Raw genomic sequence first — 24,145 nt, 5'->3', positions numbered from 1 at the left:
TGACTACACGTGTCGTCACTGTCTGCGTGACGACAGTTGTAGTCAATCCCCCGGAAGTCATGGGCCGACGAACGGTAGGGGGCCAGCCACCGCCATTGGCGCGCTCCCCACGTCGTGAAGCCCACATCCGAGGGACTACTTCAGATCCTCAAGATGAATGAGCATTTCATCAGAACCACGGTGTTGATCGGCCCCAGGAATCTGCAACGGGCGAGCCTCAAACGGTGGAAACATCGTCCAGAAGCCATTCACGGCCGCTCGGCGTTGGCGCTATCAAGCATCGCCTGATAGGGGCCCAGTGCCATCTGCAAGCGACGCTTGTCCAAGCCTTCAATATCGGACGTTGGCTGCAGCACGTACTTACCGTTCTGGAGGGTCATCTGCGTGCCGTAGCGTTGCGGCTCGCCGGCGGCCAAGGACACACGATCAGCCAACATGGCGTACTGACGACGCGACATCCCGCGTGACGTCATCAAGGGCGTGGCCAGTTCCAGCGCACGCTTCTGGAACGCTGGATCCTCATCCGCGTGCTGGACCAGGAGGAAGGCCGTGGAGACACCATCAATGCCCACCATGTCCCGCGTCGGAAAGCCTACGTCTTCGAATACCTGTTTGATCCTGCGCAGGCCTTCTCGATCGGAGGCAGCGATCTCCTCCTTGAGCCGCTCGACCTTTGCTGAATCGCCCGTGCTGCGCGCAGCGCTCAGGGCTGTCCGCAAGGACTGATCGGGCTGGATCAGCTCACCGAGCAGCGTCCGGATGTCGGGCCGGGTGTACGTCGCCGGTGGCTGTGACAAGGTCGCTTCGTAGTCGATGCCGCCCGAGGCCAGTTCCTCCTCCAGGCTGGGAAGACCATAGAAATCACGGAAGAACAGCAGGGAGCCCAAGGAGGCTATTGGCGGATCGACCGTAGACACACCATCGAGCCGCTGCTGCAGGGTGCCGTAGAGTTGGCTGGAATCGTGGGAGGCGTGGATGCGATCAGCAAGCCGTGCATAGATTGCAGGACGGATGTCGTCGCCGACTTGCTGATCAAGAACGCGAAGCATGTATTCCTGGAATTCGAAGTCCAGACCGGAGCGCTCCAGCAATTTTCCGGCAGCATCAATCAGGGCTGGGCCCGAGGTGCGATAGGTGGGCCAGCCCTGCTGGACCAGCACCGCCTTGAATGCATCCAGTTCATCGCGGCGCAGCGATCGGCCATCCGAGTTTCTCTGGAGCTCCAGTATCTGGTCGCGGGATTGCTCCGGGTAAGGGCTTTTTCCATCAAGGCCGATGTCAAAAGCGCTTGCTGCCGTGCAGAAGGGTGCGAAGGCCAGCAGCAGCGCAAGGACACTGGCCAAGCGACTGAAGGGTCTGCCGAGGCTGATCATCGTGCAGGGCCTGCATTGGGAGCTGCCGCGTCCAACCTGACTGGGCCATGGAAGAATTTTCTCGTTCCGTTCAATTCCATTGAATGCGAGCTCCGTTGTGATCTGCCATGTGGCGTTTCCGCCCGGTGGGCCGAGTATGCCGTTCCCACGCGCCGAACGTGCAGCTTGATGGCAGCGGACGGTGCCAACCCGCAGCGGTTCATTCCGCGCATCGCCGATCTCTATGCACCTGCTAGAACAGCGCCCTGAACACCTGCAAGCACGCGCGCCCGGTCGGCCACCCCGGCCACATGCAGCACCAGTGTGTGCGGCAGCGCCAGCGTAGGGTGCTGGGCAATGGCGCAGAACGCGAACACCTCCGCCAGGGTGTCGCGGTCATGCCAGGTGGTCATCACGAAGTCGGCACCCTCGCCCTCCAGCGATGCCATGTCCACCGCATCATCCCAACCGCTGCACTCGATGCCCCAGGCCATCATGTAGCGGCAACCGCTGCGCACCAGCCAGTCGCTCACCTGCGCCTGCCAGTCCGCCTCCACGGCGGCTTCGACCGCCACAATGGCGCGGAAAGGGGAGCAGGCCCGTTCGGGCGGTATCGCGCCCGGCGGCAGCCACAGGTATTCAACGGTGCCGTCCATGCCCACCCCATCCTCTGTTCGCGTGCCCGAGGATAGCTGCCGGCCAGCGGCCGGCACTACCGCCGGCTCAACCCCGTGGACCGCCCATCACTGGCAGGATCGCACCGCTGATGTAGCTGGCGCATGCGGGCGAGGCCAGGAACACATAGGCCGGTGACAGTTCTTCCGGCTGCGCGGGGCGGCCCATGTCGCTGTCCTTGCCGAACTCAGCCACGTCGTCGGCCTGCTTGTCGGCAGGATTCAGCGGCGTCCACACCGGCCCCGGGGCCACGCAGTTCACCCGGATGCCACGCGGCAGCAGCTGGCTGGCCAGCGCCTTGGTGAAAGCATGGATGGCGCCCTTGGTGGCCGAGTAGTCGATGAGGGCCTTGCTGCCAAACAGGCCGGTTTCCGAGCCGGTGTTGATGATGCTGGCGCCCTCGCCCAGATGCGGCAGCACTGCCCGCGCCATCTGGATGTAGCCGCCGATGTTGGTCTGCAGGGTTTCCTGCAGGTGCGCGTCTTCCAGGTCTTCCAGGCGCTCGCAATGCAGCTGGAATGCCGCGTTGTTGACCAGGATGTCGATGCCACCGAACGCCTTGGCCACCTGTTTTACCGCCTTGTTGCAGAAGCGCGGATCGCGCACGTCGCCGGCAATCACCACGCAGCGCCCGCCTTCGCGCTCCACGTGCTGGCGGGTGATGTCCGCATCCTCCGCTTCATCCAGATGCAGCACGGCGACATCGGCGCCTTCGCGGGCGAACAGCACGGCCACGGCGCGGCCGATGCCGGAATCACCGCCGGTGATGATCGCGCGCATGCCCTGCAGTTTGCCGCTGCCGACGTAATCCGGGGCAAGGAAGCGCGGCGCCAGTTCCAATGCATGCTCATGGCCGGGCTTGGCCAGGTGCTGGGCCGGCATCGTTTCCGGCTGCCGGCGCGCACCCGCCCGGGTGGCGGTCTTCTTCGTCGCCTTCCTGATGGCGCGTGCGTCCTTGGCCTTCTCCTGGTCCTGCAGGCGCCGTTGCCGCGAGGCCACCCGGGCCGCGCGCGGGTCGCTGGCGGCGGCCTTGCGGGTGGCGGTCTTCACCACGCGCGGGCGATCGGGGTCGGCGACCTTCGTGGTGGCGGTGCTGCCTTTGCGCACCTTGGGCGACGCCTTGCGGCGGGCGGGGGTCTTCTTGGTGGTGGCCATGCAGGTCTCCTCGGGAGGGGGATGGGGTCGCCGGCCAGCGGCCGGCACTACCGGGGGCGGCGTGCGCCGCTCGTGCAGTGTCCCTGCCCGCGTGGTCGGTGACGGTGAGCGCACCGTGTCCACCGCGTGCATGGCATTCATTCCGCCACCACGCGTGTCGTCGCACTCTTCAGGCCAAGACACGAGGAATGCCCCGATGAAACATGCGATTGCCACCGCCGCCGTCTGCTTTGCCCTTGCCGCCTGCAGCAGCAGTCCGGTTGCCCAGATCCAGCCGATCGATGGCGTGATTTCCGGCCAGTGCCACACCAACATGGTGCGCGGCGCGGTGGGCCTGGCTGCTTCGGCGATGACCGTCGAGCGGGCGCGCGTGGACAGCGACAGCCTGCACGTGCAGGTCACCCGCGGCAGCCGCGAGCGCAGCGGCAATACCGCCAGTGGCAGCGCTGACCCTGCCGCAGGCGCGGCCGTCGAGGGCGGTGATCGCCTGACCATCGAAACCGGCCGCACCAACAACATCACTGCCATCTATTGCGGGTAAGCGCCGTCGCGCAAACGCGACGCTACGCAGCGCTCAGGCGCTGCGCTTGGCCAGCCGCCGTGCCCGGCGCAGCACCTTCAGGGTCGCCTGCTCCCATTGCCGCGGGCCGCGCAGGCCCGCCAGCGAAGCGAGCTCACCGCGTTCCCAGCCCGCAAACACGCAGGGGTCGATGTAGGCCTTGCGGCAGACCGCCGGCGTGTTGCCCAGCCGCGCGGCCACCTGGCACACCACCTCGCGCTGCGCCTTGGCCAGCGCGCGCTGGCTGGCCGGCTCCGGCAGCTCGGTGGCGGCGAAGGTCTGCACCGCCGCCAGGGTGCCGCCCCAGGTACGGAAGTCCTTGGCGGTGAAATCCTCGCCCATCACCTCGCGCAGGTAGTCATTGACCGCACCGGAATCGACCGGCTGGATGACACCCTCGTCGTCGCGGTACTGGAACAGCGCCTGCCCGGGCAGCTGCTGCACGCCGCGCACCAGCGTACCGAGCCGGCGGTCGCCCACGGTCACCTCGTGCAGCTGCCCGGATTTGCCGCGGAAGCGCATGCGCACGCGGCCACCGCGCAGCAGGTCCAGGTGGCGGTTGCGCAGCGTGGTCAGGCCAAAGGATTTGTTTTCCTTGGCATAGGTTTCATTGCCCACCCGCACCAAGGTGTCGGCCAGCAGCGCGACCACCACCGCCAGCACCTTCTCGCGGGGGAAACCACGCAGCTTGAGATCGCGGCTGAGCCTGCGCCGCAGGGCGGGCAGTGCTTCGCCGAAAGCGATGGTGCGGTCGAACTTGCCTGAGTCGCGCACTGCCGCCCAGTCGGCGTGGTAGCGGTACTGCTTGCGCCCGCGCGCATCGCGCCCGGTGGCCTGCAGGTGGCCGTTGGCATGGGTGCAGATCCACACGGCGGTGTAGGCCGGCGGGATGGCCAGCGCGCGGATGCGCTGCAGGGTGGCGGCATCGCGCACGGCGTGGCCATCGGCATCGCGGTAGGCAAAGCCCTTGCCTGCGCGGCGCCGGCTGATGCCGGGCTGGGTGTCATCGACATAGCGCAGGCCCGCCGCGCGCGCGGCCTGTCGTTCGGGGGTGGGGGCAGGAGGCATGCCGCCAGTGTGGCGATCGGCGCGGCGTGGCCACGTCAATAACGCAAGACAAACACGTGAGGGGCCACGGGCGGCTATGCTCGGGTCTTCACAGTCCCTTCCGTTCCGGAGTCATGATGCCGTTCCAGATTCGCGCCCGTTCGCTCTCCGCCCTGCTGCTGCCGGCCGTGCTGGCGTTGTCCGCCTGCCAGGCGCCCGCGCTGGATGAGCAGGATTCGGCCACCGCCCATGCCCAGCAGGCCGCCGAAGCCGCCAAGGCCCCGGCCGATGAAGCCGGCAAGGCCACCGAAGCACCGCCGGCCGGCAACTGCGATGCCAGCCAGGTGCAGAGCCTGGTCGGCCAGGCCTACACCGACGCGCTGGGCAAGCAGGCCCAGGAAGATGCCGCCGCCAGCCAGGTGCGCGTGCTCAAGCCCAGCGACGTAGCCACGATGGAGTTCCTGGGCGATCGCCTGAACATCGAAGTGGACGAAAAGGGCCTGGTCAGCGGCGCCCGCTGCGGTTGAGTGAAAGCCAACGCCGGCAAGGGTTTGCCGGCGTTTTGGTTGCACGCGCAACCGTGTATTGCGGCGTTGCAGCAACTGTGATCTAGTCGAGGCATCCGGTGGCCTCATGATGCGCTCCAGGGATTGGGCGGGCACGAGTGTCCCTGCTCATTTCATTACGCATCGAGGTAGAGATGGCCCCCCGCAACCGCCAAGGGCTTTACGACCCGCGCTCCGAGCGCGATGCCTGTGGATTCGGCATGGTCGCGCAGCTTGACGACCAGCCCTCGCGCCTACTGGTCGACACCGCCATCGCCGCGCTTTCGCGCATGACCCACCGTGGCGGCGTCGCCGCCGACGGCCTGACCGGCGATGGCTGCGGCCTGCTGCTGCGCCGCCCCGACGCCTTCCTGAAACTGCTGGCCAGCGAAGCCGGCATCACCGTGGGTGCGCGCTTCGCCGCCGGCCTGGTGTTCCTGCCGCACGACGCCGACGCCGCCCAGGTCTGCCGCACGCAGCTGCAGGCGCAGGTCGAAGCGGTGGGCTGCAAGGTCGCGGGCTGGCGCGAGGTGCCCACCGATGACAGCGTCTGCGGCCAGCTGGCCCGCGACACGCTGCCGCGCATTGAACAGGTGTTCGTCGACGCCGGTGTCGGCCAGGATGACGGCGGCTTCGCGCTGGCGCTGTTCCTGGCCCGCCGCCGCAGCGAACAGCAGCTGCGCGAGCATGCCGATTACTACGTCACCACCCTCAGCCCCAATGCGATCAGCTACAAGGGCATGGTGCTGCCGGACAAGCTGAGCCGCTTCTTCCCGGACCTGCAGCGCCGCGAACTGGCCTCCAGCGCCATCGTGTTCCACCAGCGCTTTTCCACCAACACGCTGCCGCGCTGGCCGCTGGCGCATCCGTTCCGCATGCTCGCCCACAACGGCGAGATCAACACCATCGAAGGCAACCGGCGCTGGGCGCAGGCGCGCAGCAAGGTGTGGAAGACCCCGCGCTTCGACATCGCCGAGTTCGATCCGGTCATCTCCATGCACGGCTCGGATTCGCAGAGCCTGGACAACATGCTGGAACTGATGGTGTCCGGTGGCATGGAACTGATCCAGGCGCTGCGCATCCTGGTGCCGCCGGCGACCCAGTCGCTGGAGTTCAAGGACCCGGACCTGGCCGCGTTCTACGAATTCCATGGCCTGAACAGCGAGCCGTGGGACGGCCCGGCCGGCATCGTCGCCTGCGACAGCCGCTATGCGGTGTGTACGCTGGACCGCAACGGCCTGCGCCCGGCGCGCTGGATGCTGACCGCCGACCGCCACTTCCTGGTCGCCTCCGAGGCGGGCGTGTGGGAAGTGCCGACCGAGCGCGTGGTGCGCAAGGGCAAGCTCGGCCCGGGCGAGATGATCGCCATCGACCTCAAGCGCGGCGACCTGCTCGATTCGGAAGCCATCGACCGCATCAACCGCGGCCGCGCGCCGTACAAGCAGTGGCTGCAGCAGGGCGTCACCTACCTGCAGACCGAACTGATCGATCCCTCGCTGGTGGAGGAGCCCTTCGACGAGGGCACCCTGCGCAGCTACCACAAGCTGTACCAGCTCAGCAGCGAGGAAGTGGAACAGGTGCTGCGGCCGCTGGCCGAGACCGAGCAGGAAGCCACCGGCTCGATGGGCGATGACACGGCGATGGCCGTGCTCAGCCAGCGCAGCCGCCCGCTGTACGACTACTTCCGCCAGGCCTTCGCGCAGGTCACCAACCCGCCGATCGACCCGCTGCGCGAAGACTGCGCGATGTCCCTGTCCACCCAGCTCGGCAAGGAGACCAACATCTTCCACGCCGGCCCGGAGACGGTGAACCACGTCATCCTCAACTCGCCGGTGCTGAGCCAGCGCAAGCTGCGCCAGCTGCTGAAGATGGACCAGTACGTGCAGGCCAACCGCCTGCTCGACCTGTCCTACAGCGAGGACGAAGGCCTGCGCGCCGGCATCGAGCGCATCTGCGCCGAGGCCGAACAGGCCGCCCGCGAGGGCATGGTGATGCTGCTGCTGTCCGACCGCTACCCGGTGGCCGGGCGGCCGATGGTGCACGCCCTGCTGGCCACCAGCGCCATCCACCACCACCTCTCGCACCTGGGCCTGCGCTGCGACGTCAACCTGATCGTCGAGACCGGCACCGCGCGCGACCCGCACCACATGGCCTGCCTGCTCGGCTTCGGTGCCACGGCGGTGTACCCGTACCTGGCCTACCAGACCCTGTTCGACCTGGGCCGCCGCGGCATCCTCAAGCTCAGCAAGGGCGGCGAGCAGTCGCAGATCGGCCGCCGCTACCGCAAGGGCGTCTACAAGGGCCTGTCGAAGATCATCTCGAAGATGGGCATCTGTACCGTGGCCAGCTACCGCGGCGCGCAGCTGTTCGAGATCATCGGCCTGGAACCGGAGGTGGTCGACCTGTGCTTCCCCGATACCGCTTCGCGCATCGGTGGCGCCGGTTTCGCGCGCCTGGATGCCGATGCGCGCGAGCTGTGCGCGCAGGCCTGGGACGCGCAGCAGGGCGTGGATGTCGGCGGCCTGCTGAAGTACGTGCACGGCGGCGAGTACCACATGTACAACCCGGACGTGGTGACCACCCTGCAGCGCGCGGCGCGCAGCGGTGACCCGCGTGCGTGGCAGCAGTACTGCGATGCCGTGCATGCACGGCCGCCGTCGGCGCTGCGCGACCTGCTGGAACTGGTGCCGGCGGGCACGCCGGTACCGCTGGACGAGGTGGCCCCGGCCAGCGAACTGTTCCCGCGCTTCGACACCGCCGCCATCAGCCTCGGCGCGCTGTCGCCGGAAGCGCATGAAGCGCTGGCCATCGCCATGAACCGCCTCGGCGGCCGCAGCAATTCCGGCGAAGGTGGCGAAGACCCCGCGCGCTACGGCACGCAGCGCCGCAGCAAGATCAAGCAGGTGGCCTCGGGCCGATTCGGCGTCACCGCCGAGTACCTGGTGAACGCAGAGGTGCTGCAGATCAAGGTCGCCCAAGGCGCCAAGCCCGGCGAAGGCGGCCAGCTGCCCGGCCACAAGGTCAACGAACTGATCGCTCGCCTGCGCTATGCCAAGCCGGGCATCGGCCTGATCTCGCCGCCGCCGCACCACGACATCTACTCCATCGAAGACCTCGCGCAGCTGATCTACGACCTGAAGCAGGTCAACCCGACCGCGCTGGTGTCGGTGAAGCTGGTCAGCCATGCCGGCGTCGGCACGATTGCCGCCGGCGTGGTCAAGGCCGGTGCGGACCTGATCACCATTTCCGGCCATGACGGCGGCACCGGTGCTTCGCCGGTCAGCTCGATCCGCTATGCCGGCGTGCCGTGGGAACTGGGCGTGGCCGAAGCGCACCAGGCGCTGCTGGCCAACGACCTGCGCGGGCGCACCCTGCTGCAGACCGATGGCGGCCTGAAGACCGGCCTGGACGTGGTCAAGGCCGCGCTGCTGGGCGCGGACAGCTTCGGCTTCGGCACCGCGCCGATGATCGTGCTGGGCTGCAAGTACCTGCGCATCTGCCACCTCAACAACTGCGCCACCGGCGTGGCCACCCAGGACGACCGCCTGCGCGAGAACCACTTCACCGGCCAGCCCGAACGCGTGGAGAACTTCTTCCGCCTGCTGGCCGAGGAAGTGCGCGGCTGGCTGTCCTACCTGGGCGCGCGTTCGCTGGAGGAGATCGTCGGCCGTACCGACCTGCTGCGGCAGATCGAGGCGGCGCCGCGCGATGGCGTGCGCGTGGACCTGTCGCGCCTGCTGGCCGATACCCGTTACGAAGGCAGCCACTGCGCCGCGCAGCGCCTGTACGAATCGCCGGACAGCCTGGCCACGCAGATGGATGGCCTGCTGGCCGCGGCCATCGAACACAAGCAGGGCGGCGAACACCGCTTCCTGATCCACAACACCGACCGCAGCATCGGCACCCGCCTGGCCGGTGCCGTGGCCCGAGCGCATGGCAACCAGGGCATGGCCGAGGCACCGCTGGAACTGCGCTTCCGCGGCAGCGCCGGGCAGAGTTTCGGTGCCTTCAACGTCGGCGGCCTGCACCTGGAAGTGGAAGGCGAAGCCAACGACTACGTCGGCAAGGGCATGGCCGGTGGCCGCCTGGTGGTGCGCCCGCCGCGTGGCGCGCGCTTCGAGGCCCGCAGCACCGCCATCATCGGCAACACCTGCCTGTACGGCGCCACCGGTGGCGAGCTGTTTGCCGCCGGCCGCGCGGGCGAGCGCTTTGCGGTGCGCAACTCCGGCGCGCTGGCGGTGGTGGAAGGTGCCGGTGACCACTGCTGCGAGTACATGACCGACGGCGTGGTGCTGGTGCTGGGCAAGGTCGGCCTGAACTTCGGCGCCGGCTTCACCGGTGGCCTGGCCTACGTGCTGGACGTGGATCGCGATTTCGTCGACCGCTACAACCACGAGCTGATCGACATCCACCGCGTGTCGGCCGAGGGCTTCGAGAACTACCGCCAGCACCTGCACCGCCTGATCGGCCGCCACCGCGAGCTGACCGGCAGCATCTGGGCGCAGCAGATCCTAGACGAGTTCCGCGATTACATCGGCAAGTTCTGGCTGGTCAAACCCAAGGCCGCCAGCATCGAGTCGCTGACTGAAACCCTGCGACGCGCCGCGTGATTCCGCCCGGTAGTGCCGGCCGCTGGCCGGCAACGTTCCCCTTCGCATTCCAGAGCCAGCCATGAGCCGCAAGCACGCTTTCCAGTTCCTCGACCTGCCCCGGACCATGCCGCAGCGCATCCCGGTCGAACTGCGCACCTCCGGCGACTGGGGTGAGCTGTACGGCAAGTTCGGCAAGGAAGACGCCCAGTACCAGGCCGGCCGCTGCCTGGATTGCGGCAACCCGTACTGCAGCTGGAAGTGCCCCGTGCACAACGCCATCCCGCAGTGGCTGCAGCTGGTGCAGGAAAACCGCATCCACGAAGCGGCCACGCTGTGCCACAGCACCAACCCGCTGCCGGAAGTGTGCGGCCGCGTCTGCCCGCAGGACCGCCTGTGCGAAGGCAGCTGCACGCTGGAGGAATTCGGCGCGGTGACCATCGGTGCGGTGGAGAAGTACATCGTCGATACCGCCCTGGCCAGCGGCTGGCGCCCGGATCTGGGCGCGGTGCAGCCCACTGGCCAGAGCGTGGCGGTGATCGGTGCCGGCCCGGCCGGCCTGGCCTGTGCCGACCGCCTGGCGCGCGCCGGCATCACCGCCGTGGTCTATGACCGCTACGAACAGATCGGCGGCCTGCTGCAGTTCGGCATCCCCAGCTTCAAGCTGGACAAGGACGTGATCCACCGCCGCCGCGAGGTGCTGGAGGGCATGGGCGTGCAGTTCCGCCTGGGCGTGGAGATCGGCCGCGATGTCAGCGTGCAGCAGCTGCTGGACAGCCACGATGCGGTCTTCGTCGGCACCGGCGCCTACCGCTACACCGATGGCGGGCTGGACGGCCAGGACCTGAAGGGCGTGCTGCCGGCCCTGCCGTTCCTGGTGCAGAACAGCCGCATCGTCAGCGGCGATGATCCGAAGGGCCGGCCGATTGCCGGTTGGGAGGACACCATCGCCCTGCCCGATCTCAACGGCAAGCGCGTGGTGGTGCTGGGCGGCGGCGACACCGGCATGGACTGCGTGCGCAGCGCCGTGCGCCTGGGCGCGGCCAAGGTGACCTGCGCCTACCGCCGCGACGAGGCCAACATGCCCGGCAGCGCGCGCGAAGTGGCCAACGCGCGCGAGGAGGGCGTGCGTTTCCTGTTCAACCGCCAGCCGCTGTCGATCGAAGCCGGTGCCGATGACGAAGTGATCGGCGTGACCGTGGTCGAGACCCGCCTGGGCGAACCCGATGCCAACGGCCGCCAGAACGCGGTACCGATCGAGGGCAGCGAATCGCTGCTGGAAGCGGACGTGGTGATCATTGCCTTCGGCTTCTCGCCGACCCTGCCGGCGTGGCTGACCGAACACGGCGTGGAAGGCCAGTCCAACGGCCGCATCGTGGCCGGTGGCAAGGACCGGCTGCCGTACCAGACGTCGCACCCGCGCCTGTTCGCCGGTGGCGATGCGGTGCGCGGCGCGGACCTGGTGGTGACCGCCGTCGCCGAGGGCCGCGACGCCGCGGCCAGCATCGTGCGTCTACTGGCGCACTGATCCGGCCGTCGCCGCCGCCTGTGCGACCCGTGGCGCCGACGCTGGAGGGGCGTCGCACGCGGGCAGGTACACGTCGAGGCTGACGGTGGTGCCCTCGCCGGGAATGCTGTGCAGCTGCAGTTCGCCGCCCAGTGCGGCGGCCAGCTCGCGGCAGATGGCCAGGCCCAGGCCGCTGCCACCGAAGCGGCGCGGGGTGGACGCTTCGGCCTGGGTGTAGGGCGCAAACACCGCCTGCTGCCGCGCCGGGCTGATGCCCACGCCGGTGTCGGCCACCTGCACGCGCAGGTGCTGGCCGGAGGCGGCCTGGCGCTGCACCTGCAGGCGCAGCTCCACCCCGCCGTGCGCGGTGAACTTGAGCGCATTGCCGGCCAGGTTGAACAGGATCTGCTGCAGGCGCAGGCCATCGACCCTCGAGCGGGCCTGCAGCGCCGGATCCAGCACGCAGCGCAGCTGCAGGCCCTTGCTCGCGGCCAGCGGTGCCAGCAGGCGCTGCACGCCCCGCAGCAGCGCGGCCAGGTCGGTCGGCACGGCCTGCGGGGGCCGGCTGCCGATCGGCTGCCGCGCGCTGTCCAGCACCTCGTCGAGGATCTGCCGGAGCATCACGGCGGCCTCCTCGAGGCTGGCCAGCAGGTGCCGCTGCCGCGGGTCCAGCCGCGTACCGGCCAGGCCATCGAGCATGCCCACCAGGGTGTTCATCGGCGCGCCGATCTCCTGGCGCATGGCCGCCAAGAAGTGGGCCTTGGCCACGACCGCCTGCTCGGCCTCGCGGCGGGCCTCGTCCAGGGCGCGCGCATGCCGCTGTGCTTCGGTCACGTCCATCCAGTAGCCACGCCATTCGACTGCGTGGCTGTCACCGTCGCCACGGGGCAGCGGTCGCGCGTGCGAGCGCACCCAGCGCCAGCCCATCCGCCCCTGGCTGCGGAAGGTGACGTCGATCGGACCGCGCACCCGTGCCGCGGCCTCGACATGGGCCATCACCGATGCGCGGTCGTCCGGATGCACGGCCGCCAGCAGACGTGCATGCTCGACACGCGCGCTGTCCACGTCGATGCCGAACAGGGCGTGCACGTCACCCGCAAGGTAGGGCACGCTGTAATCGCCACCTCCGCTGCGCCGCACCCGATAGACCACCGCCGGCAGGCCAGCGCTGAGTATCTGCAGGCGCTGCTGCAGTGCGCGGCGGCGCTGCACTTCGCGGCGCAGCCGCCAGCGTCCGAGGGCATGCAGCAGGCCCAGCCCGAGCAGGGCCAGCAACGCGGCGGCCAACCCGTGCGACCACGGCTGTGGCTGGCTGGCAGCGACCGGCAGGGCCACCAGCAGGACCAGCAGCACGCCGCCACAACGCCAGCGGCGGTGCGCAGTGGCGGCATCAGGACAACCAGCGACACTCACGATGGACTCCTCACGCCGCAGGCCAGACACACGGCTGCACGACGCAGCAGCCACCTGCCACGCTAGCGACACGGCGCGCAGCAGCAATGAGGAAAATTGCAAAACGCTCCAGCGGTGCTGATAGCGACATACACTGCCGCCTCTACCACTGAGGGAGCCCGCGATGCGCATCGGCCTGGCCGCCAACCGCCTGCACCACCATGACGCGCGCGCTGCGCTGTTCCGCTGGCTGCGTGCCAGCGAGCCGGGCCTGCGCGAGCTGGGCGTGTCCCTGCATGCGGTCGGGCGCACCCACGACGCCATCGAGCGCAACGGCTTCCTGGCCGGTTATGCAGGCCTGCAGCGCTATCCCTACGGGCGCCAGGGTGGCCTGATGAAGCTGGTGGCCGAAGTGGTCGGCATGGGGCCGGAGCGGACCCTCGATGGCGCGATCTACTTCATCGATCCGGTCGATCCTTCGTCGGTGTTTCCCGAAGCGACCGCGCTCAAGCGGCAGTGCGTGATCCACGGCAAGCCGTTCATTTCGACGGTGGCCACCGCGCGCGACTGGATCGAGAACGAACGCATCCACGCCGGGCTGGCCGCCGATGCCGGCGCCGATGACCTGCACGCGTTCGAGGGACAGACCCTGGCGCTGATCGCCCACGATGCGATGAAGCCGGCGATGCTGGCCTTCGCCGACGAGCACTTCGATGTCCTGGCGCGCTTCGGCGAGCGCGTGGCGACCGGCACCACCGGCCAGCGCCTGAACGAACTGGCCTGGAGTCGTGGCTGGCCCAGCGATGCACCGTGGGTGACGCGCTACCAGAGCGGCCCGATGGGCGGTGATGCGCAGATTGCCGACCGGGTGCTGGAGGGGCGTTGCCAGCGCGCGATCTTCTTCGAGGATCCGCACGTGGCGCGCCAGCACGAGGCTGACATCCAGCTGCTGGAGCGGGCGGTGACGACGGTGACCGACCAGGCGGTGTGCATCACGGCGCCGCGGGTGGCGGCACGCTGGGCGACGGCGGCGGCGTTGCGCGCAGGTTGATGGGGGTATCGGCCAACGGCTGGGCCCCTCGTGACTGGCTGCGGGATCGTGGGGCTGCTGGGCTTGGCCGGGTGGGGTGGGCTGCGCAGGACACGCCGTAAACCCGTCCATGGGGGCTCGTAGGCGCCATCCATGGCGCCTGCGGTCCTGCGCAACCCACCCCACCCGGCCACGGACAGTTTCCGTGCGCGTCCAGCCACGGAAGAAGAAACTAAAGAGCAGGAGCGGGTCGCGCGCTGCGCACGCTTCTGTAGAGCCGAGCCCATGCTCGGCTGCCGTTGAATGCAGCCGAGCATCGGCTCGGCTCTACAGTTACAAAAGCTGCCGCAGCATGGCCTTGAGTCTGCGGCCTTCCAGCTGGAAGTAATCGCGCTGTTCGCGCCAGGCGGGGAAGCGTTGTTCCACTTCGTGCCAGAACGCGGGCGAGTGGTTAGGCTGGATCAGGTGGCAGAGTTCGTGCACCAGCACGTATTCGAAGGCGTCCGGGCGGCCCAGCACGAGGGCCAGGTCCAGCGCCATGCTGCCGTCCGGGGCCAGCGAGCCCCATTGCGAGGACATCACCTTCAGCCGCACGCGGCTGGGTGCGCGCGGCAGGCCGGGCAGATACTTCGGCAGCCAGCGGCCAACGTCGGCGCGGGTCTGCGCCTCGTAGAACTCGCGCAGCAGACGGCGCAGGGTGGCATCGCCGGCCCGGGTCGGCCATTGCACGCAGGCGCCGTCGCCGTCGATCTCCAGCCGCGCGAAGCGGCCTTCCTGCCAGCGCACCGGCAGCAGTTCACCGCGCAGCGGCAGCATGCCGTCCTCGCCCGGCTGCAGCGGCGCCGGCAGGCCGTTGTCCTGGTAGACGCGCAGCTGCTGCGCCAGCCAGTCGCGGTGCTGTTCGAGGAAGCGCTCGCCCATCACCAGGCTCGCCCGCGGCGGCAGGGTCAGGCGCGCACCGCGCTCGTCCACGCTCAGCTTGATGCGGCGCGCGCGTGGATCACGCACGCGCAGTACCTCGATCTCGGCATCATCCAGGCGCAGGCGAACGGTGTCGCGCTGCACGGTGGCGGGCGGGGTCGGGCCGATCAGGCGGCGCAGCAGGCGGCTCATGTGCCCAGCATAGCGCTGCGCGGGGCCGCTGGATGACCGGCGGCCCGCGCAGTGCCTGTTCAGTCAGCCTTGCTGAGCTTGAAGGCTTCTTCCAGCAACAGGAACAGGCGACGGATCTCGGCGCTCTGCAGGGCGAAGCGGGCGTCGAACTCGGCGCGGCGGCCGTCTTCGTCGGCATGCTCCAGCTGGTCCAGGGCACCGTCGAGGAACTTCAGCTTGCGCACGATCAGGTCATCGCCGATGACGAAGGACAGGTTGTCCTCGAAGATCAGGGCCAGCTTGGTCACCTGCTTGCCGGCATCCAGGTGCTTGTCGATCTCGTCGCAGCGCAGTTCCTGGTGCTGGCACTTGACCACCGCGCCGCCTTCCACCGGGTCCTTCATCTCGCACTCTTCGCCCAGGCTCAGGCCGGTCGGCAGCGGCTCGCCGGCGATCCAGCCGGTCAGGATCGAGCGCGGCGCGACTTCGGCGTTCAGCGGCATGGCCGGGAAGCTGCCGAGCAGGCCACGGATGTCGGACATGAAGTACTCGCCGGTCTTGCGGCTGGAGGTGTCCACCGCGACGTAGCCGTGCTGCAGGTCGATGAAGGCATCGTTGCGCGAGGACTTCACGAAGGCGCGCGGCAGCAGTTCATGCAGCAGGTCATCCTTCATGCGCTTGCGCTCGCGGCCACCGGGGCGGCGGCCTTCCTTCTCCTCGATCTCCTCCAGCTTGCGCTCGAGCAGGTCGTTGACCACCGCCGCCGGCAGGATCTTGTCCTCGCCGCCCACGGTCAGCCACAGGTGTTCGGCGATGCGGTGCGACAGCAGTTCCTTCTCCTCGCGGCCGAAGGGCGAGATGAAGCCGCGCGAATTCATTTCCAGCGCACCGACCGGCTTGAGCAGGGCGTGCGGCAGCAGGGTGTCCACTTCGGAGAAATCGGTGGTGGTCGGGAAACGGAAGAACGTCAGGTTGCGAAAGAACATGGAATTCCGGATGGCGAAGAGGAAGGGCGTCCCACCTTAAGCGGCGGGCGTCTCGGGAACTGCGTCGGCATCGGCCGGAAAACCGGCCAGCCAGGCGTGGGCATCGGACACGGGTGCAGCGTCGCGACGGCCCAGCGCCATGAAGTCGAACAGGCTGGCATCGGCCAGCTGCGAGGGGTGGATCTGGCCCATGGCCCGGGCGATCTGGTCGATGCGGCCGGGATGGTCCTTTTCCCACTGCTGGAGCATCAGCCCGACCTGGCGGCGTTGCAGGTTTTCCTGGCTGCCACACAGGTTGCACGGGATGATCGGGAAATCACGGGCCCGGGCGTACGCGACGATGTCGTGCTCGCGTACGTAGGCCAGTGGGCGGATGACCACGTGGCGGCCGTCGTCGCTGCGCAGTTTCGGCGGCATGCCCGACAGCTTGGCGTGGTGGAACAGGTTCATGAAGAAGGTGGCCACCATGTCGTCGCGGTGGTGGCCCAGCGCGATGCGGGTGAAGCCGTGCTTCTCGGCGTGGTTGTACAGCGCGCCGCGGCGCAGGCGCGAGCACAGCGAACACATCGTGCGGCCTTCGGGGATGACCCGGCTGACCACCGAATAGGTGTCCTGCTCGATGATCTGGTACGGCACGCCCAGGCGGGCCAGGTACTGCGGCAGCACGTGTTCGGGGAAACCGGGCTGCTTCTGGTCCAGGTTCACCGCCACCAGCTCGAACGGCACCGGCGCCTTCTTCTGCAGCTGCAGCAGCAGGTCCAGCAGGGTGTAGCTGTCCTTGCCGCCGGACAGGCAGACCATGACCTTGTCACCGGCCTCGATCATGCCGAAGTCGGCAATGGCCTGGCCGACCTGGCGGCGCAGGCGCTTTGCCAGCCGGTGCTCCGCGCCCACGTCCCGGCGCGGTGCGACAGTCGCACGCGGCAGGGGATCGGGCAGGGAAATCACGGCGCTCATGGGCTCCATTCTACCGGCTTGGGGCCGGCGCCGGCCGCGGCGCGGGGCCGCCCTCTCCCGATGGTCATCGGCGCTGTGTATGCTCGGAGGCTGTGGATACCTACAGCCCCGCCGAGATCGTCGAACGCCTCGTCGCCCTGCGCGCCGAACACCGCGTGCTGGATGAACAGATCACCCGGATGGCCGCCAATGGCGAGGACGAGCTGGAATCGAAACGGCTGAAGCGGCGCAAGCTGCAGTTGAAGGACTGCATCGCCAAGCTGGAAAGCCTGCAGATTCCCGACGAGCCGGCGTAACCGGGGCCCCATCCACGCATGGCGTGGATCTACCTGTCCGGGAGGTCGGCGTTCCACGCCGGTTCGCCGTCGACGCTCAGCGCGCAGCGGCGCACGGGCCCGTCCACGCGGCAGAGCAGGCGCAGCGGGTGGCCGTACCAGTCGCCCTGCAGGCCCGCGCCGACAGCCGCGTCTTCATCGCCGGCAATGCGCTCGGCACCGGCCAGCCACAGGCTGTAGCGCGGCACAGCGCCGTCGCCGGCGTCCACGCACAGGCGCACCGGTGCATCGGCCAACCGCCCCGGCAGGGTGTCCTCCACGCAGGCCGGCGCCGCCTGGGCAGTGCCGGCGGCGAGCAGCAGGGCCGGCAGCAGCCACGCGGGGCTGATCCACCGGCCAGCGCGGTTCATGGCTGCGGCGTCGGTTCTTCCGGGCGCGCCGCTTCCGGGCTGACGCGCTCGATGGTGTGGCGCAGTTCGCGGCCGAGGATGAACTTGGCATCCTTGGCCCAGCTGTCCAGGCGGTCGTCGAACAGCAGCTTGCTGTTCTCGTCCGGCCACACCAGGCGCAGCTCGCGCAGCTTCTGGATGAAGCCACGGAACAGCGACTTGTCGAAGAACTCCGGCGCGGCCGGCGCGTACAGCAGGCTGAGGCGCTGCGCGGCCTGCTGGCACAGGCTTTCCAGCTCGGCGGTGCCCAGCGTGCCCGGGCCGTTCTTCACCAGCACCGAAATGGCGATGTAGTAACGCTCGAACGCCTGCTGCAGCGAATGGCCGATGGCACGCAGGCGGAACACCTCGTCGGTCTGCCCGGTGTTGCGGGTCAGCATACCGCCGTCATCGTCGTTGACCTGCTGCAGCAGGCCTTCGCGGATGAACACGTCGATGGTCTGCTCGATGCGCTGGGCGAACTCGTCCTCGCTCCACGGCAGGAACAGCTCGGCCTGCAGGAACGGGTACACGGTGCGGCCCAGGCGGACCAGGCCGGTGCGGCTCATGCGGCGGTTGTTCTGGAAGCAGCAGGCCACCCACGACGAGGCGGTGAACAGGTGCACCACGTTGTTGCGGAAGTAGCTGAGCAGCACCGCGGTATCGCCGCTGACGCTGAGCACGTCGCCCAGCGGGTGCTTGATGCGGGTGAGGACGTTGATTTCCTCGGCGTGGGCGATGATGCGCTCCGGCGAGTGCGGGGTCACCGTCACCCGGCCCGAATACGGCATCTCTTCCAGCAGCGTCTTGCACAGCTCGATCTGCGCGATCAGGTCGGCCTCGCCCATCGCGTGCTTGGGCGTGGACAGCAGCGCCAGCGCCAGCAGGTTGATCGGGTTGACGTCGGCGGCACCGTTGATGCGCACCTGGATGCGGTCGGCCAGGGTGTCCACGGTGGTCGACAGCCACGACGGCTTCTCGTCCTCCGGCACCGCCTCTCCGTTCCACTCCGGCGCCTTCTCGGCCAGCACGTCGTTCAGGGCGATCGGTTCGCCGAAGTTCACCACCACCTGGCCGTAGTTCTGCTTGAGCACCTTGGGGATGCCCCACAGCAGCGACCAGATCGATTCCTTTTCCTTCGGCCGCCCGGACAGCTCGTCCAGGTAGCTGCCGCCTTCCATCAGCTTCTCGTAGCCGATGTAGATGGGCTGGAACAGCACCGGCTTGCGCGGCTGGCGCAGGAACGCGCGCAGGGTCATCGAGATCATGCCGCCCTTGGGCTGCAGCAGGCGCCCGGTGCGCGAGCGGCCACCCTCGACGAAGTACTCGATGGAATAGCCGCCGGCCACCAGCTGCGCAACGTATTCGCTGAGCACGGCCGAGTACAGCGCGTTGCCGCGGATCGAGCGGCGGATGAAGAACGCACCGCCCTTGCGCAGCAGGGTGCCGACCACCGGCAGGTTCAGGTTGATGCCGGCCACGATGTGCGGCGGCACGATGCCACGGTCGTACAGCAGGTAGGACAGCAGCAGGTAGTCCATGTGGCTGCGGTGGCTGGGCACGTACACCACTTCGTGGCCCGGCGCGGCGGCCTTGAACTTGTCCAGGTGGTGCACCAGCACGCCGGCGTAGATGCGGTTCCACACGTGGCTGAGCATGAAGCTGGCCGAACGCACCACCGGGCTGGAATAGTCCGCGGCGATTTCCCAGGCGTAGGCGTGCGCCTTCTTCCAGGCATCGGCCGGCTTGGAGTTGTCGCGCTTGGCCTGGGCGGCAATCGCCTCGCGCACCGGTTCGGCGGCCAGCACCTGGTCCACCAGCAGGCGGCGGGTGGACAGGTCGGGGCCGATGACCGATTCGCGGATGCGGCGGAAATGGGTACGCAGCACGCGCTGCAGCTTGCGCACGGTGCGTTCGGGCTCCAGGCCTTCGTCCACGGTGCTGCGCAGCGAGATCGGCGGCGCGAAGCGGACGATGGTGCTGCGCCCGTTCAGCAGCAGGCCCAGCAGGCGGCGGAAACGGCCGACCAGCGCCCAGTTTTCCGAGAACAGCACGGCGAACCAGCCGCTCTGCTTGTCCGGCGCGCGGCCGACGAAGATCGACACCGGCACCAGGTGCACATCCAGGTCATCGCGCACGCGGTGCGCCTGCAGGACCTTGGCCAGCGAATCGGAGTGGGTCTTGGCGCCGCGCTGCTCGGGGATGAGCGAGTTGCTGGAACTGCGCCGCGACAGCGCCAGGTAGGCGCGCTTGCGGCCGGTCGGGTCGCCGGCCAGCGGCACCAGCGGCGAGGGCAGGCCGGCCTGGCGGCAGGCCTTGTCCAGGATCAGCGCGTTGGACAGGCCGTAGTCTTCCAGCACGTAGACCACCGGGCGGCCATCGTTGTACTGGCCCGGGTCTTCCGGCTCGATCTTCAGGGCCAGCCACGGCTCGACCAGGCGGCCCAGCAGGCGCGCCCAAAGGGGGCGCCGGCCAGCGGGACGGGCGTGCGCGGGCGGCGGCACCGGGTTGGGGCCGGTGCCGGTCGAGGGAGACGCCGCGGCCGGATCGGCGGGCGTCTGCTGGGGTTCTTCGCCGGGGAACGGCAGCGGGTTCTGTTTCGACATCGGCGCCATTATGGCTTAGGCGGCGTGGTTGCCGCTTCCCCGCCGGCGGCGGGGGCCTGCGCAGGCGCCGGCGCGGCGGCCGCGCGGGCCGCATCGGCCTTGCGCAGCAGGGCATCGGTATCGGCCAGGGTGCGGGTCAGGTACCAGTGGCCTTCACGCCGGCTCAGCGGCAGCTGCAGCTGCAGGGTGCGCCCGGCCAGTTCGTACTCCATGCGCACCAGGGCGTTGTCGCCTTCCACCGAAAGCAGTTCCCCACGCAGGCTGCGCAGGGCGTCGTCCACGCCCAGCCCGTAGCTGGCCAGGACCGCCTTGACCGTGTGCAGGAACGGCGCCAGCTGCTGCAGGCTGCCTTCCATGCCGGCCGCACGCAGGCCGTCTTCATCGTCGAAGCCCACCTTGGCGGCGGCCTCGACCAGGGCGGCGATGCTGCTGCGGGCGCGGGCCCGGTCGCTGATCGGCGCGCCCTGCGCCCAGCCGGCCAGGGTTTCCACCAGGGCGATGTAGTGCGTCTGCTGGCTGGGGGTGTAGCCCTTCTGGTGGCGCAGGTACTGCACGCCGAAGTTGCCCATCGACTGGGCCGCCTGGCGCACCGCGCTGGCCTGGCCGGCCAGCTGGCGGTCGAAACTGCGCTGCAGCTGGGTGGCGGCCTGCGGCTCGCGCAGGGCCGCCAGCATCGGCAGCATCTGGTCGCCCAGAGGCAGCTCGCCCAGCGGCCACTGGCTGTGGCCCTCGGTCCAGGCCTGCTGCAGGCGCTGGTACTGGCCCGGCGGCACCGACAGGCGCGCGTACCCGACCAGATCATCCTCGACCAGGCGCTGGGCCATGGCCTGCACCGCCGCCACCGGCTCGGCCGCCGGCTTGGCCGGGTCGCTGCCGGATTGGCGGCACGCGGCCATCGCCAGAAGCACCATGGCTGCCAGCCCCCATCCACGCGCAGACCTTCGTCGCACTGCCACGCTCATGCAATCGGACTCCCCGTACCGGCCCGCATCTTGCGGCCTGCAAGGTGACAGCGGCAAGCCGTGCGATCACGGTTTGCGTTCCGCGGCGATAAAAAAAGAGCCCGGATCACGGGGATCGCAGGCTCTTCAAACCGGCGCGGGGCCGGTGGACAGTTGTGGCACATCTCCGGCCCAGGGACCGGATGGCGGCGATGCTACGCCGCCGCCGAAGTTAAGGCAATACGTCATGTAACATGACTTAAATAATTGATTTTATTGAATCAATCCTTCTGCCAGACCGATTCAATGAAATCTACGGCATGTTTTTCGGCGATTCGGGCATAAACGCCAGGGTAACCGGCCTGGGCACAGCCCTCGCCCCAGCTGACGACGCCGAACTGGGTCCAGCCCTCACGCAGCTTGAGCAGCAGCGGGCCGCCGGAATCGCCCTGGCAGCTGTCCATGCCTTCGCGCCCGGCGCAGATGACCTTCCCACGCTGCAGTTCGCCGGCATAGGCCTGCTGGCATTCGGCAAACGGCACGAACGGTACCTGCACCGTCTGCAGCTGGGTGGGATAGACGCGGCCATCGCCGATGTCGGTGTCGCCCCAGCCAATGACGGTGAAGTCGCGGCCGGGCTTGAGGTAGCTGGCATCCGGGCGCAGGCGCAGGGTCACCGGCTGGGCATCGGCCAGCGGCGCATCGAGCTGGATGAGGGCCACGTCGTGTTCCAGCGAGTTGCCGCTGTTGAAGGCCGGATGCACATGGATGGCCTTGACGTTGGAGGCGCGCGGCGCGGCGTCGGTGGACAGCGCGGTGACATTGCCGGCCACCGCAATCCAGACAGGCGCTTCACCCTGCATGCAGTGCGCGGCGGTCAGCACCCACGACGGCGAGATGAGGGTGCCGCCGCAGAAGTGGCGGTCATGGTCGGTGTCGCCGTCGAAAACGCCCTGGATGCTGACCATGAACGGGTACTGCCCCGGCTGGGCGTCCTCGCCGCCGATGATGCGCGGCGTTTCGCGGGGCTCGGGTGCGGCGAAGGCGGCCGCCGCGCTGGCAGCCAGCAACAGGCCAGCAAGAACTGCAGAGGTGCTGCGATACATATCCGTGTACTCCCTCTCTGATGGTTGGAACCGGCGTAGCCGTGGGCGGCGCCGGTGCATCGATTGGGAGGGAGCGGCGTTCGGATCCAGTGCGACCGTGCGCACGGTTTTTCGCTGCGGGGCCGACAGCGACAGCGCTGGGCCCACAAATGCGAACGCCATCCCACACGAGGCGGGATGGCGTTCGGTCTTGCGCTGTGACCGGCGGCGCCGGCAGGCTCAGCGTGCAGCCAGAGCCGACGCGATTTCCTGCTGGATCGCCCGCGCGGCCGACTGCGGATCGGTGGCCAGGCGGATCGGGCGGCCGACCACGATGGCATCGGCGCCATCGGCGAAGGCCTGGGCCACGCCGACGGTGCGCTTCTGGTCATCGCCGACCGGGCCACCGGGGCGGATGCCCGGGCAGACGATCGAGAACCCGGCGCCGGTGGCGGCGCGGATCGGAGCGGCTTCCTGGCCCGACGCAATCACGCCGTCGATGCCGGCGGCCTGGGCGGCCAGCGCGCGCTCGACCACGACGTCCACCGGCTCGCGGTCGATGCCCATCTGCGCCAGATCCGGGCGCCCCATCGAGGTCAGCACGGTCACCGCCAGCAGGCGCATGTCGCTGCTGTTGGCGGCCGCGCAGGCCTCCATCATCGCCGGGTGCCAGCCGTGGATGGTGGCGTAGCTGACCGGCCACTGCGACAGGCGCTTGATCACCGCCGCGGCGGTGGCCGGGATGTCGAAGAACTTCAGGTCGACGAACACGCGCTTGTCGCGGCGCGCCAGCTCTTCCAGCACCTGGAAATACTCGCCGGAGGCAAGCAGTTCCATGCCGATCTTGTAGAACGCCACGCTGTCGCCCAGGCGATCGACCCACTCCAGCGCCTGCACGCGGTCAGGCACGTCCAGGGCGAAGATCAGCCGTTCGTCATCGCGCAGCGGCAGCGGTGCGCGGCTCACGGTGCGTAGTCCAGCGCCGCACGCTTGGCGTCGTGGCGGGCCTGGCGCGACTGGGTGTAGTCATTGTTGAACTGGGCCGGCTCGAAACCGCCGTAGGTCGGGTTCGGCAGCATCCACCAGCGCTCGCCGAACCAGTCGTGGTACTGCTGCAGCAGCGCGTCGCGGCCTTCGTTGGTGTTGGCGGTCACTTCCACGAAGTCACCCATCTGGTCGCCAAACTGCATCAGCACGCGGTACTGCTGGCCGGCCAGGCGGCGGCGGCAGTTCTTCTCGCTGCCGTTCTGCTCGCAGTCCTTCACCACGGTGCCCAGGCCCAGGAACACGCTGTCGTCGGCCACCGGCAGGCCCTGCTCGCGCAGGTTGGCCAGGGTCGCGTCCTTCAGGTGCACGGCGCGGTTGGAGATGTACAGCAGGGTCACGCCCTTGGCGTTGGCGGCCTTGGCGAAATCAACCACGCCGGGGATGGCCTTGGCCTTCTTCTCGGCCACCCACTGGTCCCAGGTCAGCTCGTCGTATTCCTTGCCGTCGCGCACCAGGCGCGCCTGGTAGGGCGAGTTGTCCAGCACGGTTTCATCCACGTCCAGCACCACGGCCGGCTTCAGGCCCTTGGCCGCGTTGCCGCGTTCTTCCGGCACCAGCGCATCCCAGTGGGCTTCCTTCAGCGCGGCGTCCAGGTGGTCGGCGGCAGCACGGTAGGTCTGTTCGGTGATCGCCTTGTACTCCTGCGCACGCTGCATCCACAGCACGGCATTGAGGTTGTCATTGGCGGTCGCATCAACCGCACCGTCGGCCTTGGCGGCCGCGGCCGGGGCATCGGGGGCGGGGGTCTCGGCGGCAGGCGCGTCCACGCGCTTGCAGGCAGACAGGCCGATCGCCGCAGTGGCGAGCAGGGTCAGGGACAGGGAAACGGGACGACGCATCAGGATTCACCGGCAATCAGATATACCCGGCCATTTTA

General features: G+C 68.8%; 20 protein-coding genes. 6 read left to right on the top strand and 14 right to left on the bottom strand.

Annotated elements, in window-relative coordinates; translation table 11 throughout:
- Positions 1-248 precede the first annotated feature (248 nt).
- From QMZ26_RS16050 to QMZ26_RS16040, 3 genes are all read right to left on the bottom strand, one after another.
- A complete protein-coding gene (locus QMZ26_RS16050) occupies positions 249-1,373 on the bottom strand; it encodes a DUF6624 domain-containing protein (RefSeq protein ID WP_283222031.1) in 1,125 nt (374 codons plus the stop codon).
- Between the two features lie 221 nt (positions 1,374-1,594).
- Positions 1,595-2,008, bottom strand: a complete 414-nt coding sequence (locus QMZ26_RS16045; RefSeq protein WP_283222030.1) for a hypothetical protein — start codon at positions 2,006-2,008, stop codon at positions 1,595-1,597.
- Between the two features lie 67 nt (positions 2,009-2,075).
- On the bottom strand, positions 2,076-3,182 hold the full coding sequence (locus QMZ26_RS16040; protein ID WP_283222029.1) for an SDR family oxidoreductase: 1,107 nt from the start codon (positions 3,180-3,182) through the stop codon (positions 2,076-2,078).
- Between the two features lie 196 nt (positions 3,183-3,378).
- On the opposite strand from QMZ26_RS16040, the gene QMZ26_RS16035 reads away from it, so the two are divergent.
- Positions 3,379-3,723, top strand: a complete 345-nt coding sequence (locus QMZ26_RS16035) for a hypothetical protein (RefSeq protein WP_079224598.1) — start codon at positions 3,379-3,381, stop codon at positions 3,721-3,723.
- Positions 3,724-3,756: 33 nt separating this feature from the next.
- Here the strand turns inward: QMZ26_RS16035 and QMZ26_RS16030 are convergent, their stop codons facing one another.
- Positions 3,757-4,809 carry a DNA topoisomerase IB gene (locus QMZ26_RS16030; RefSeq protein ID WP_283222028.1) on the bottom strand — a complete coding sequence of 351 codons (1,053 nt, stop codon included), beginning with the start codon at positions 4,807-4,809 and terminating at the stop codon, positions 3,757-3,759.
- Between the two features lie 116 nt (positions 4,810-4,925).
- Between QMZ26_RS16030 and QMZ26_RS16025 the strand changes: the two genes are divergently transcribed.
- The 3 genes from QMZ26_RS16025 (at position 4,926) to QMZ26_RS16015 (ending at position 11,450) form a co-directional block, all read left to right on the top strand.
- Positions 4,926-5,315: an I78 family peptidase inhibitor gene (locus tag QMZ26_RS16025; RefSeq protein WP_079225454.1), complete on the top strand. Its 390-nt coding sequence runs from the start codon at positions 4,926-4,928 to the stop codon at positions 5,313-5,315.
- 173 nt (positions 5,316-5,488) lie between these two features.
- Entirely contained in the window at positions 5,489-9,943 is a 4,455-nt protein-coding gene (gene gltB, locus QMZ26_RS16020; RefSeq protein ID WP_283222027.1) for a glutamate synthase large subunit, read from the top strand.
- Positions 9,944-10,004: 61 nt separating this feature from the next.
- A complete protein-coding gene (locus tag QMZ26_RS16015; protein WP_283222026.1) occupies positions 10,005-11,450 on the top strand; it encodes an FAD-dependent oxidoreductase in 1,446 nt (481 codons plus the stop codon).
- Here QMZ26_RS16015 and QMZ26_RS16010 read toward each other — a convergent pair.
- Positions 11,436-12,842, bottom strand: coding sequence for an ATP-binding protein (locus tag QMZ26_RS16010; RefSeq protein WP_345782683.1), 1,407 nt, complete (start codon positions 12,840-12,842; stop codon positions 11,436-11,438). The genes QMZ26_RS16015 and QMZ26_RS16010 overlap by 15 nt on opposite strands.
- 163 nt (positions 12,843-13,005) lie before the next feature.
- Between QMZ26_RS16010 and QMZ26_RS16005 the strand changes: the two genes are divergently transcribed.
- Positions 13,006-13,872 carry a methylglyoxal synthase gene (locus QMZ26_RS16005; protein WP_283222025.1) on the top strand — a complete coding sequence of 289 codons (867 nt, stop codon included), beginning with the start codon at positions 13,006-13,008 and terminating at the stop codon, positions 13,870-13,872.
- Positions 13,873-14,184: 312 nt separating this feature from the next.
- On the opposite strand, the gene QMZ26_RS16000 is transcribed toward QMZ26_RS16005, so the two are convergent.
- Genes QMZ26_RS16000 through ttcA form a run of 3 tightly spaced genes read right to left on the bottom strand, consistent with a single transcriptional unit; the run spans position 14,185 to position 16,895 of the window.
- Positions 14,185-14,964: a SprT family zinc-dependent metalloprotease gene (locus QMZ26_RS16000; protein WP_200733755.1), complete on the bottom strand. Its 780-nt coding sequence runs from the start codon at positions 14,962-14,964 to the stop codon at positions 14,185-14,187.
- 59 nt (positions 14,965-15,023) lie between these two features.
- Entirely contained in the window at positions 15,024-15,929 is a 906-nt protein-coding gene (locus tag QMZ26_RS15995) for a recombination-associated protein RdgC (protein ID WP_005411825.1), read from the bottom strand.
- 36 nt (positions 15,930-15,965) lie between these two features.
- A complete protein-coding gene (gene ttcA, locus QMZ26_RS15990; RefSeq protein WP_283222024.1) occupies positions 15,966-16,895 on the bottom strand; it encodes a tRNA 2-thiocytidine(32) synthetase TtcA in 930 nt (309 codons plus the stop codon).
- Positions 16,896-16,978: 83 nt separating this feature from the next.
- On the opposite strand from ttcA, the gene QMZ26_RS15985 reads away from it, so the two are divergent.
- Complete coding sequence (locus QMZ26_RS15985; RefSeq protein ID WP_079224582.1) at positions 16,979-17,182, top strand: YdcH family protein; 204 nt, start codon at positions 16,979-16,981, stop codon at positions 17,180-17,182.
- Positions 17,183-17,211: 29 nt separating this feature from the next.
- Here the strand turns inward: QMZ26_RS15985 and QMZ26_RS15980 are convergent, their stop codons facing one another.
- The 6 genes from QMZ26_RS15980 to QMZ26_RS15955 all read right to left on the bottom strand — a co-directional run bounded on the left by QMZ26_RS15980 (position 17,212) and on the right by QMZ26_RS15955 (position 24,107).
- Positions 17,212-17,571 (bottom strand): hypothetical protein, encoded by a 360-nt coding sequence (locus QMZ26_RS15980; RefSeq protein ID WP_283222023.1) that lies wholly within the window; start codon positions 17,569-17,571, stop codon positions 17,212-17,214.
- On the bottom strand, positions 17,568-20,204 hold the full coding sequence (plsB, locus tag QMZ26_RS15975; protein WP_200733753.1) for a glycerol-3-phosphate 1-O-acyltransferase PlsB: 2,637 nt from the start codon (positions 20,202-20,204) through the stop codon (positions 17,568-17,570). The genes QMZ26_RS15980 and plsB overlap by 4 nt, the downstream gene beginning before the upstream one ends.
- Positions 20,204-21,157 carry a hypothetical protein gene (locus QMZ26_RS15970; protein WP_079224577.1) on the bottom strand — a complete coding sequence of 318 codons (954 nt, stop codon included), beginning with the start codon at positions 21,155-21,157 and terminating at the stop codon, positions 20,204-20,206. The genes plsB and QMZ26_RS15970 overlap by 1 nt, the downstream gene beginning before the upstream one ends.
- A gap of 260 nt (positions 21,158-21,417) precedes the next feature.
- Positions 21,418-22,242 carry a serine protease gene (locus tag QMZ26_RS15965; RefSeq protein WP_283222022.1) on the bottom strand — a complete coding sequence of 275 codons (825 nt, stop codon included), beginning with the start codon at positions 22,240-22,242 and terminating at the stop codon, positions 21,418-21,420.
- Positions 22,243-22,461: 219 nt separating this feature from the next.
- Positions 22,462-23,187 (bottom strand): orotidine-5'-phosphate decarboxylase, encoded by a 726-nt coding sequence (gene pyrF, locus QMZ26_RS15960; RefSeq protein WP_283222021.1) that lies wholly within the window; start codon positions 23,185-23,187, stop codon positions 22,462-22,464.
- A complete protein-coding gene (locus QMZ26_RS15955) occupies positions 23,184-24,107 on the bottom strand; it encodes a 5'-nucleotidase, lipoprotein e(P4) family (protein ID WP_283222020.1) in 924 nt (307 codons plus the stop codon). Before QMZ26_RS15955 ends, pyrF begins: the two co-directional genes overlap by 4 nt.
- Between the last annotated feature and the right edge of the window lie 38 nt (positions 24,108-24,145).

It is taken from the genome of Stenotrophomonas sp. PFBMAA-4, assembly GCF_030053215.1.
GTDB lineage: Bacteria > Pseudomonadota > Gammaproteobacteria > Xanthomonadales > Xanthomonadaceae > Stenotrophomonas.
Note: the sequence above shows the minus strand (reverse complement) of the source record. Positions and strands in the feature narration are given on the sequence as shown.

What these genes read in the sequence shown, in the direction of transcription:
- QMZ26_RS16050 (WP_283222031.1), bottom strand. Translation starts at nt 1,373, where the DNA reads ATGATCAGCCTCGGCAGACCCTTCAGTCGCTTGGCCAGTGTCCTTGCG.
- QMZ26_RS16045 (WP_283222030.1), bottom strand. Translation starts at nt 2,008, where the DNA reads ATGGACGGCACCGTTGAATACCTGTGGCTGCCGCCGGGCGCGATACCG.
- QMZ26_RS16040 (WP_283222029.1), bottom strand. Translation starts at nt 3,182, where the DNA reads ATGGCCACCACCAAGAAGACCCCCGCCCGCCGCAAGGCGTCGCCCAAG.
- QMZ26_RS16035 (WP_079224598.1), top strand. Translation starts at nt 3,379, where the DNA reads ATGAAACATGCGATTGCCACCGCCGCCGTCTGCTTTGCCCTTGCCGCC.
- QMZ26_RS16030 (WP_283222028.1), bottom strand. Translation starts at nt 4,809, where the DNA reads ATGCCTCCTGCCCCCACCCCCGAACGACAGGCCGCGCGCGCGGCGGGC.
- QMZ26_RS16025 (WP_079225454.1), top strand. Translation starts at nt 4,926, where the DNA reads ATGCCGTTCCAGATTCGCGCCCGTTCGCTCTCCGCCCTGCTGCTGCCG.
- gltB (WP_283222027.1), top strand. Translation starts at nt 5,489, where the DNA reads ATGGCCCCCCGCAACCGCCAAGGGCTTTACGACCCGCGCTCCGAGCGC.
- QMZ26_RS16015 (WP_283222026.1), top strand. Translation starts at nt 10,005, where the DNA reads ATGAGCCGCAAGCACGCTTTCCAGTTCCTCGACCTGCCCCGGACCATG.
- QMZ26_RS16005 (WP_283222025.1), top strand. Translation starts at nt 13,006, where the DNA reads ATGCGCATCGGCCTGGCCGCCAACCGCCTGCACCACCATGACGCGCGC.
- QMZ26_RS16000 (WP_200733755.1), bottom strand. Translation starts at nt 14,964, where the DNA reads ATGAGCCGCCTGCTGCGCCGCCTGATCGGCCCGACCCCGCCCGCCACC.
- QMZ26_RS15995 (WP_005411825.1), bottom strand. Translation starts at nt 15,929, where the DNA reads ATGTTCTTTCGCAACCTGACGTTCTTCCGTTTCCCGACCACCACCGAT.
- ttcA (WP_283222024.1), bottom strand. Translation starts at nt 16,895, where the DNA reads ATGGAGCCCATGAGCGCCGTGATTTCCCTGCCCGATCCCCTGCCGCGT.
- QMZ26_RS15980 (WP_283222023.1), bottom strand. Translation starts at nt 17,571, where the DNA reads ATGAACCGCGCTGGCCGGTGGATCAGCCCCGCGTGGCTGCTGCCGGCC.
- plsB (WP_200733753.1), bottom strand. Translation starts at nt 20,204, where the DNA reads ATGGCGCCGATGTCGAAACAGAACCCGCTGCCGTTCCCCGGCGAAGAA.
- QMZ26_RS15970 (WP_079224577.1), bottom strand. Translation starts at nt 21,157, where the DNA reads ATGAGCGTGGCAGTGCGACGAAGGTCTGCGCGTGGATGGGGGCTGGCA.
- QMZ26_RS15965 (WP_283222022.1), bottom strand. Translation starts at nt 22,242, where the DNA reads ATGTATCGCAGCACCTCTGCAGTTCTTGCTGGCCTGTTGCTGGCTGCC.
- QMZ26_RS15955 (WP_283222020.1), bottom strand. Translation starts at nt 24,107, where the DNA reads ATGCGTCGTCCCGTTTCCCTGTCCCTGACCCTGCTCGCCACTGCGGCG.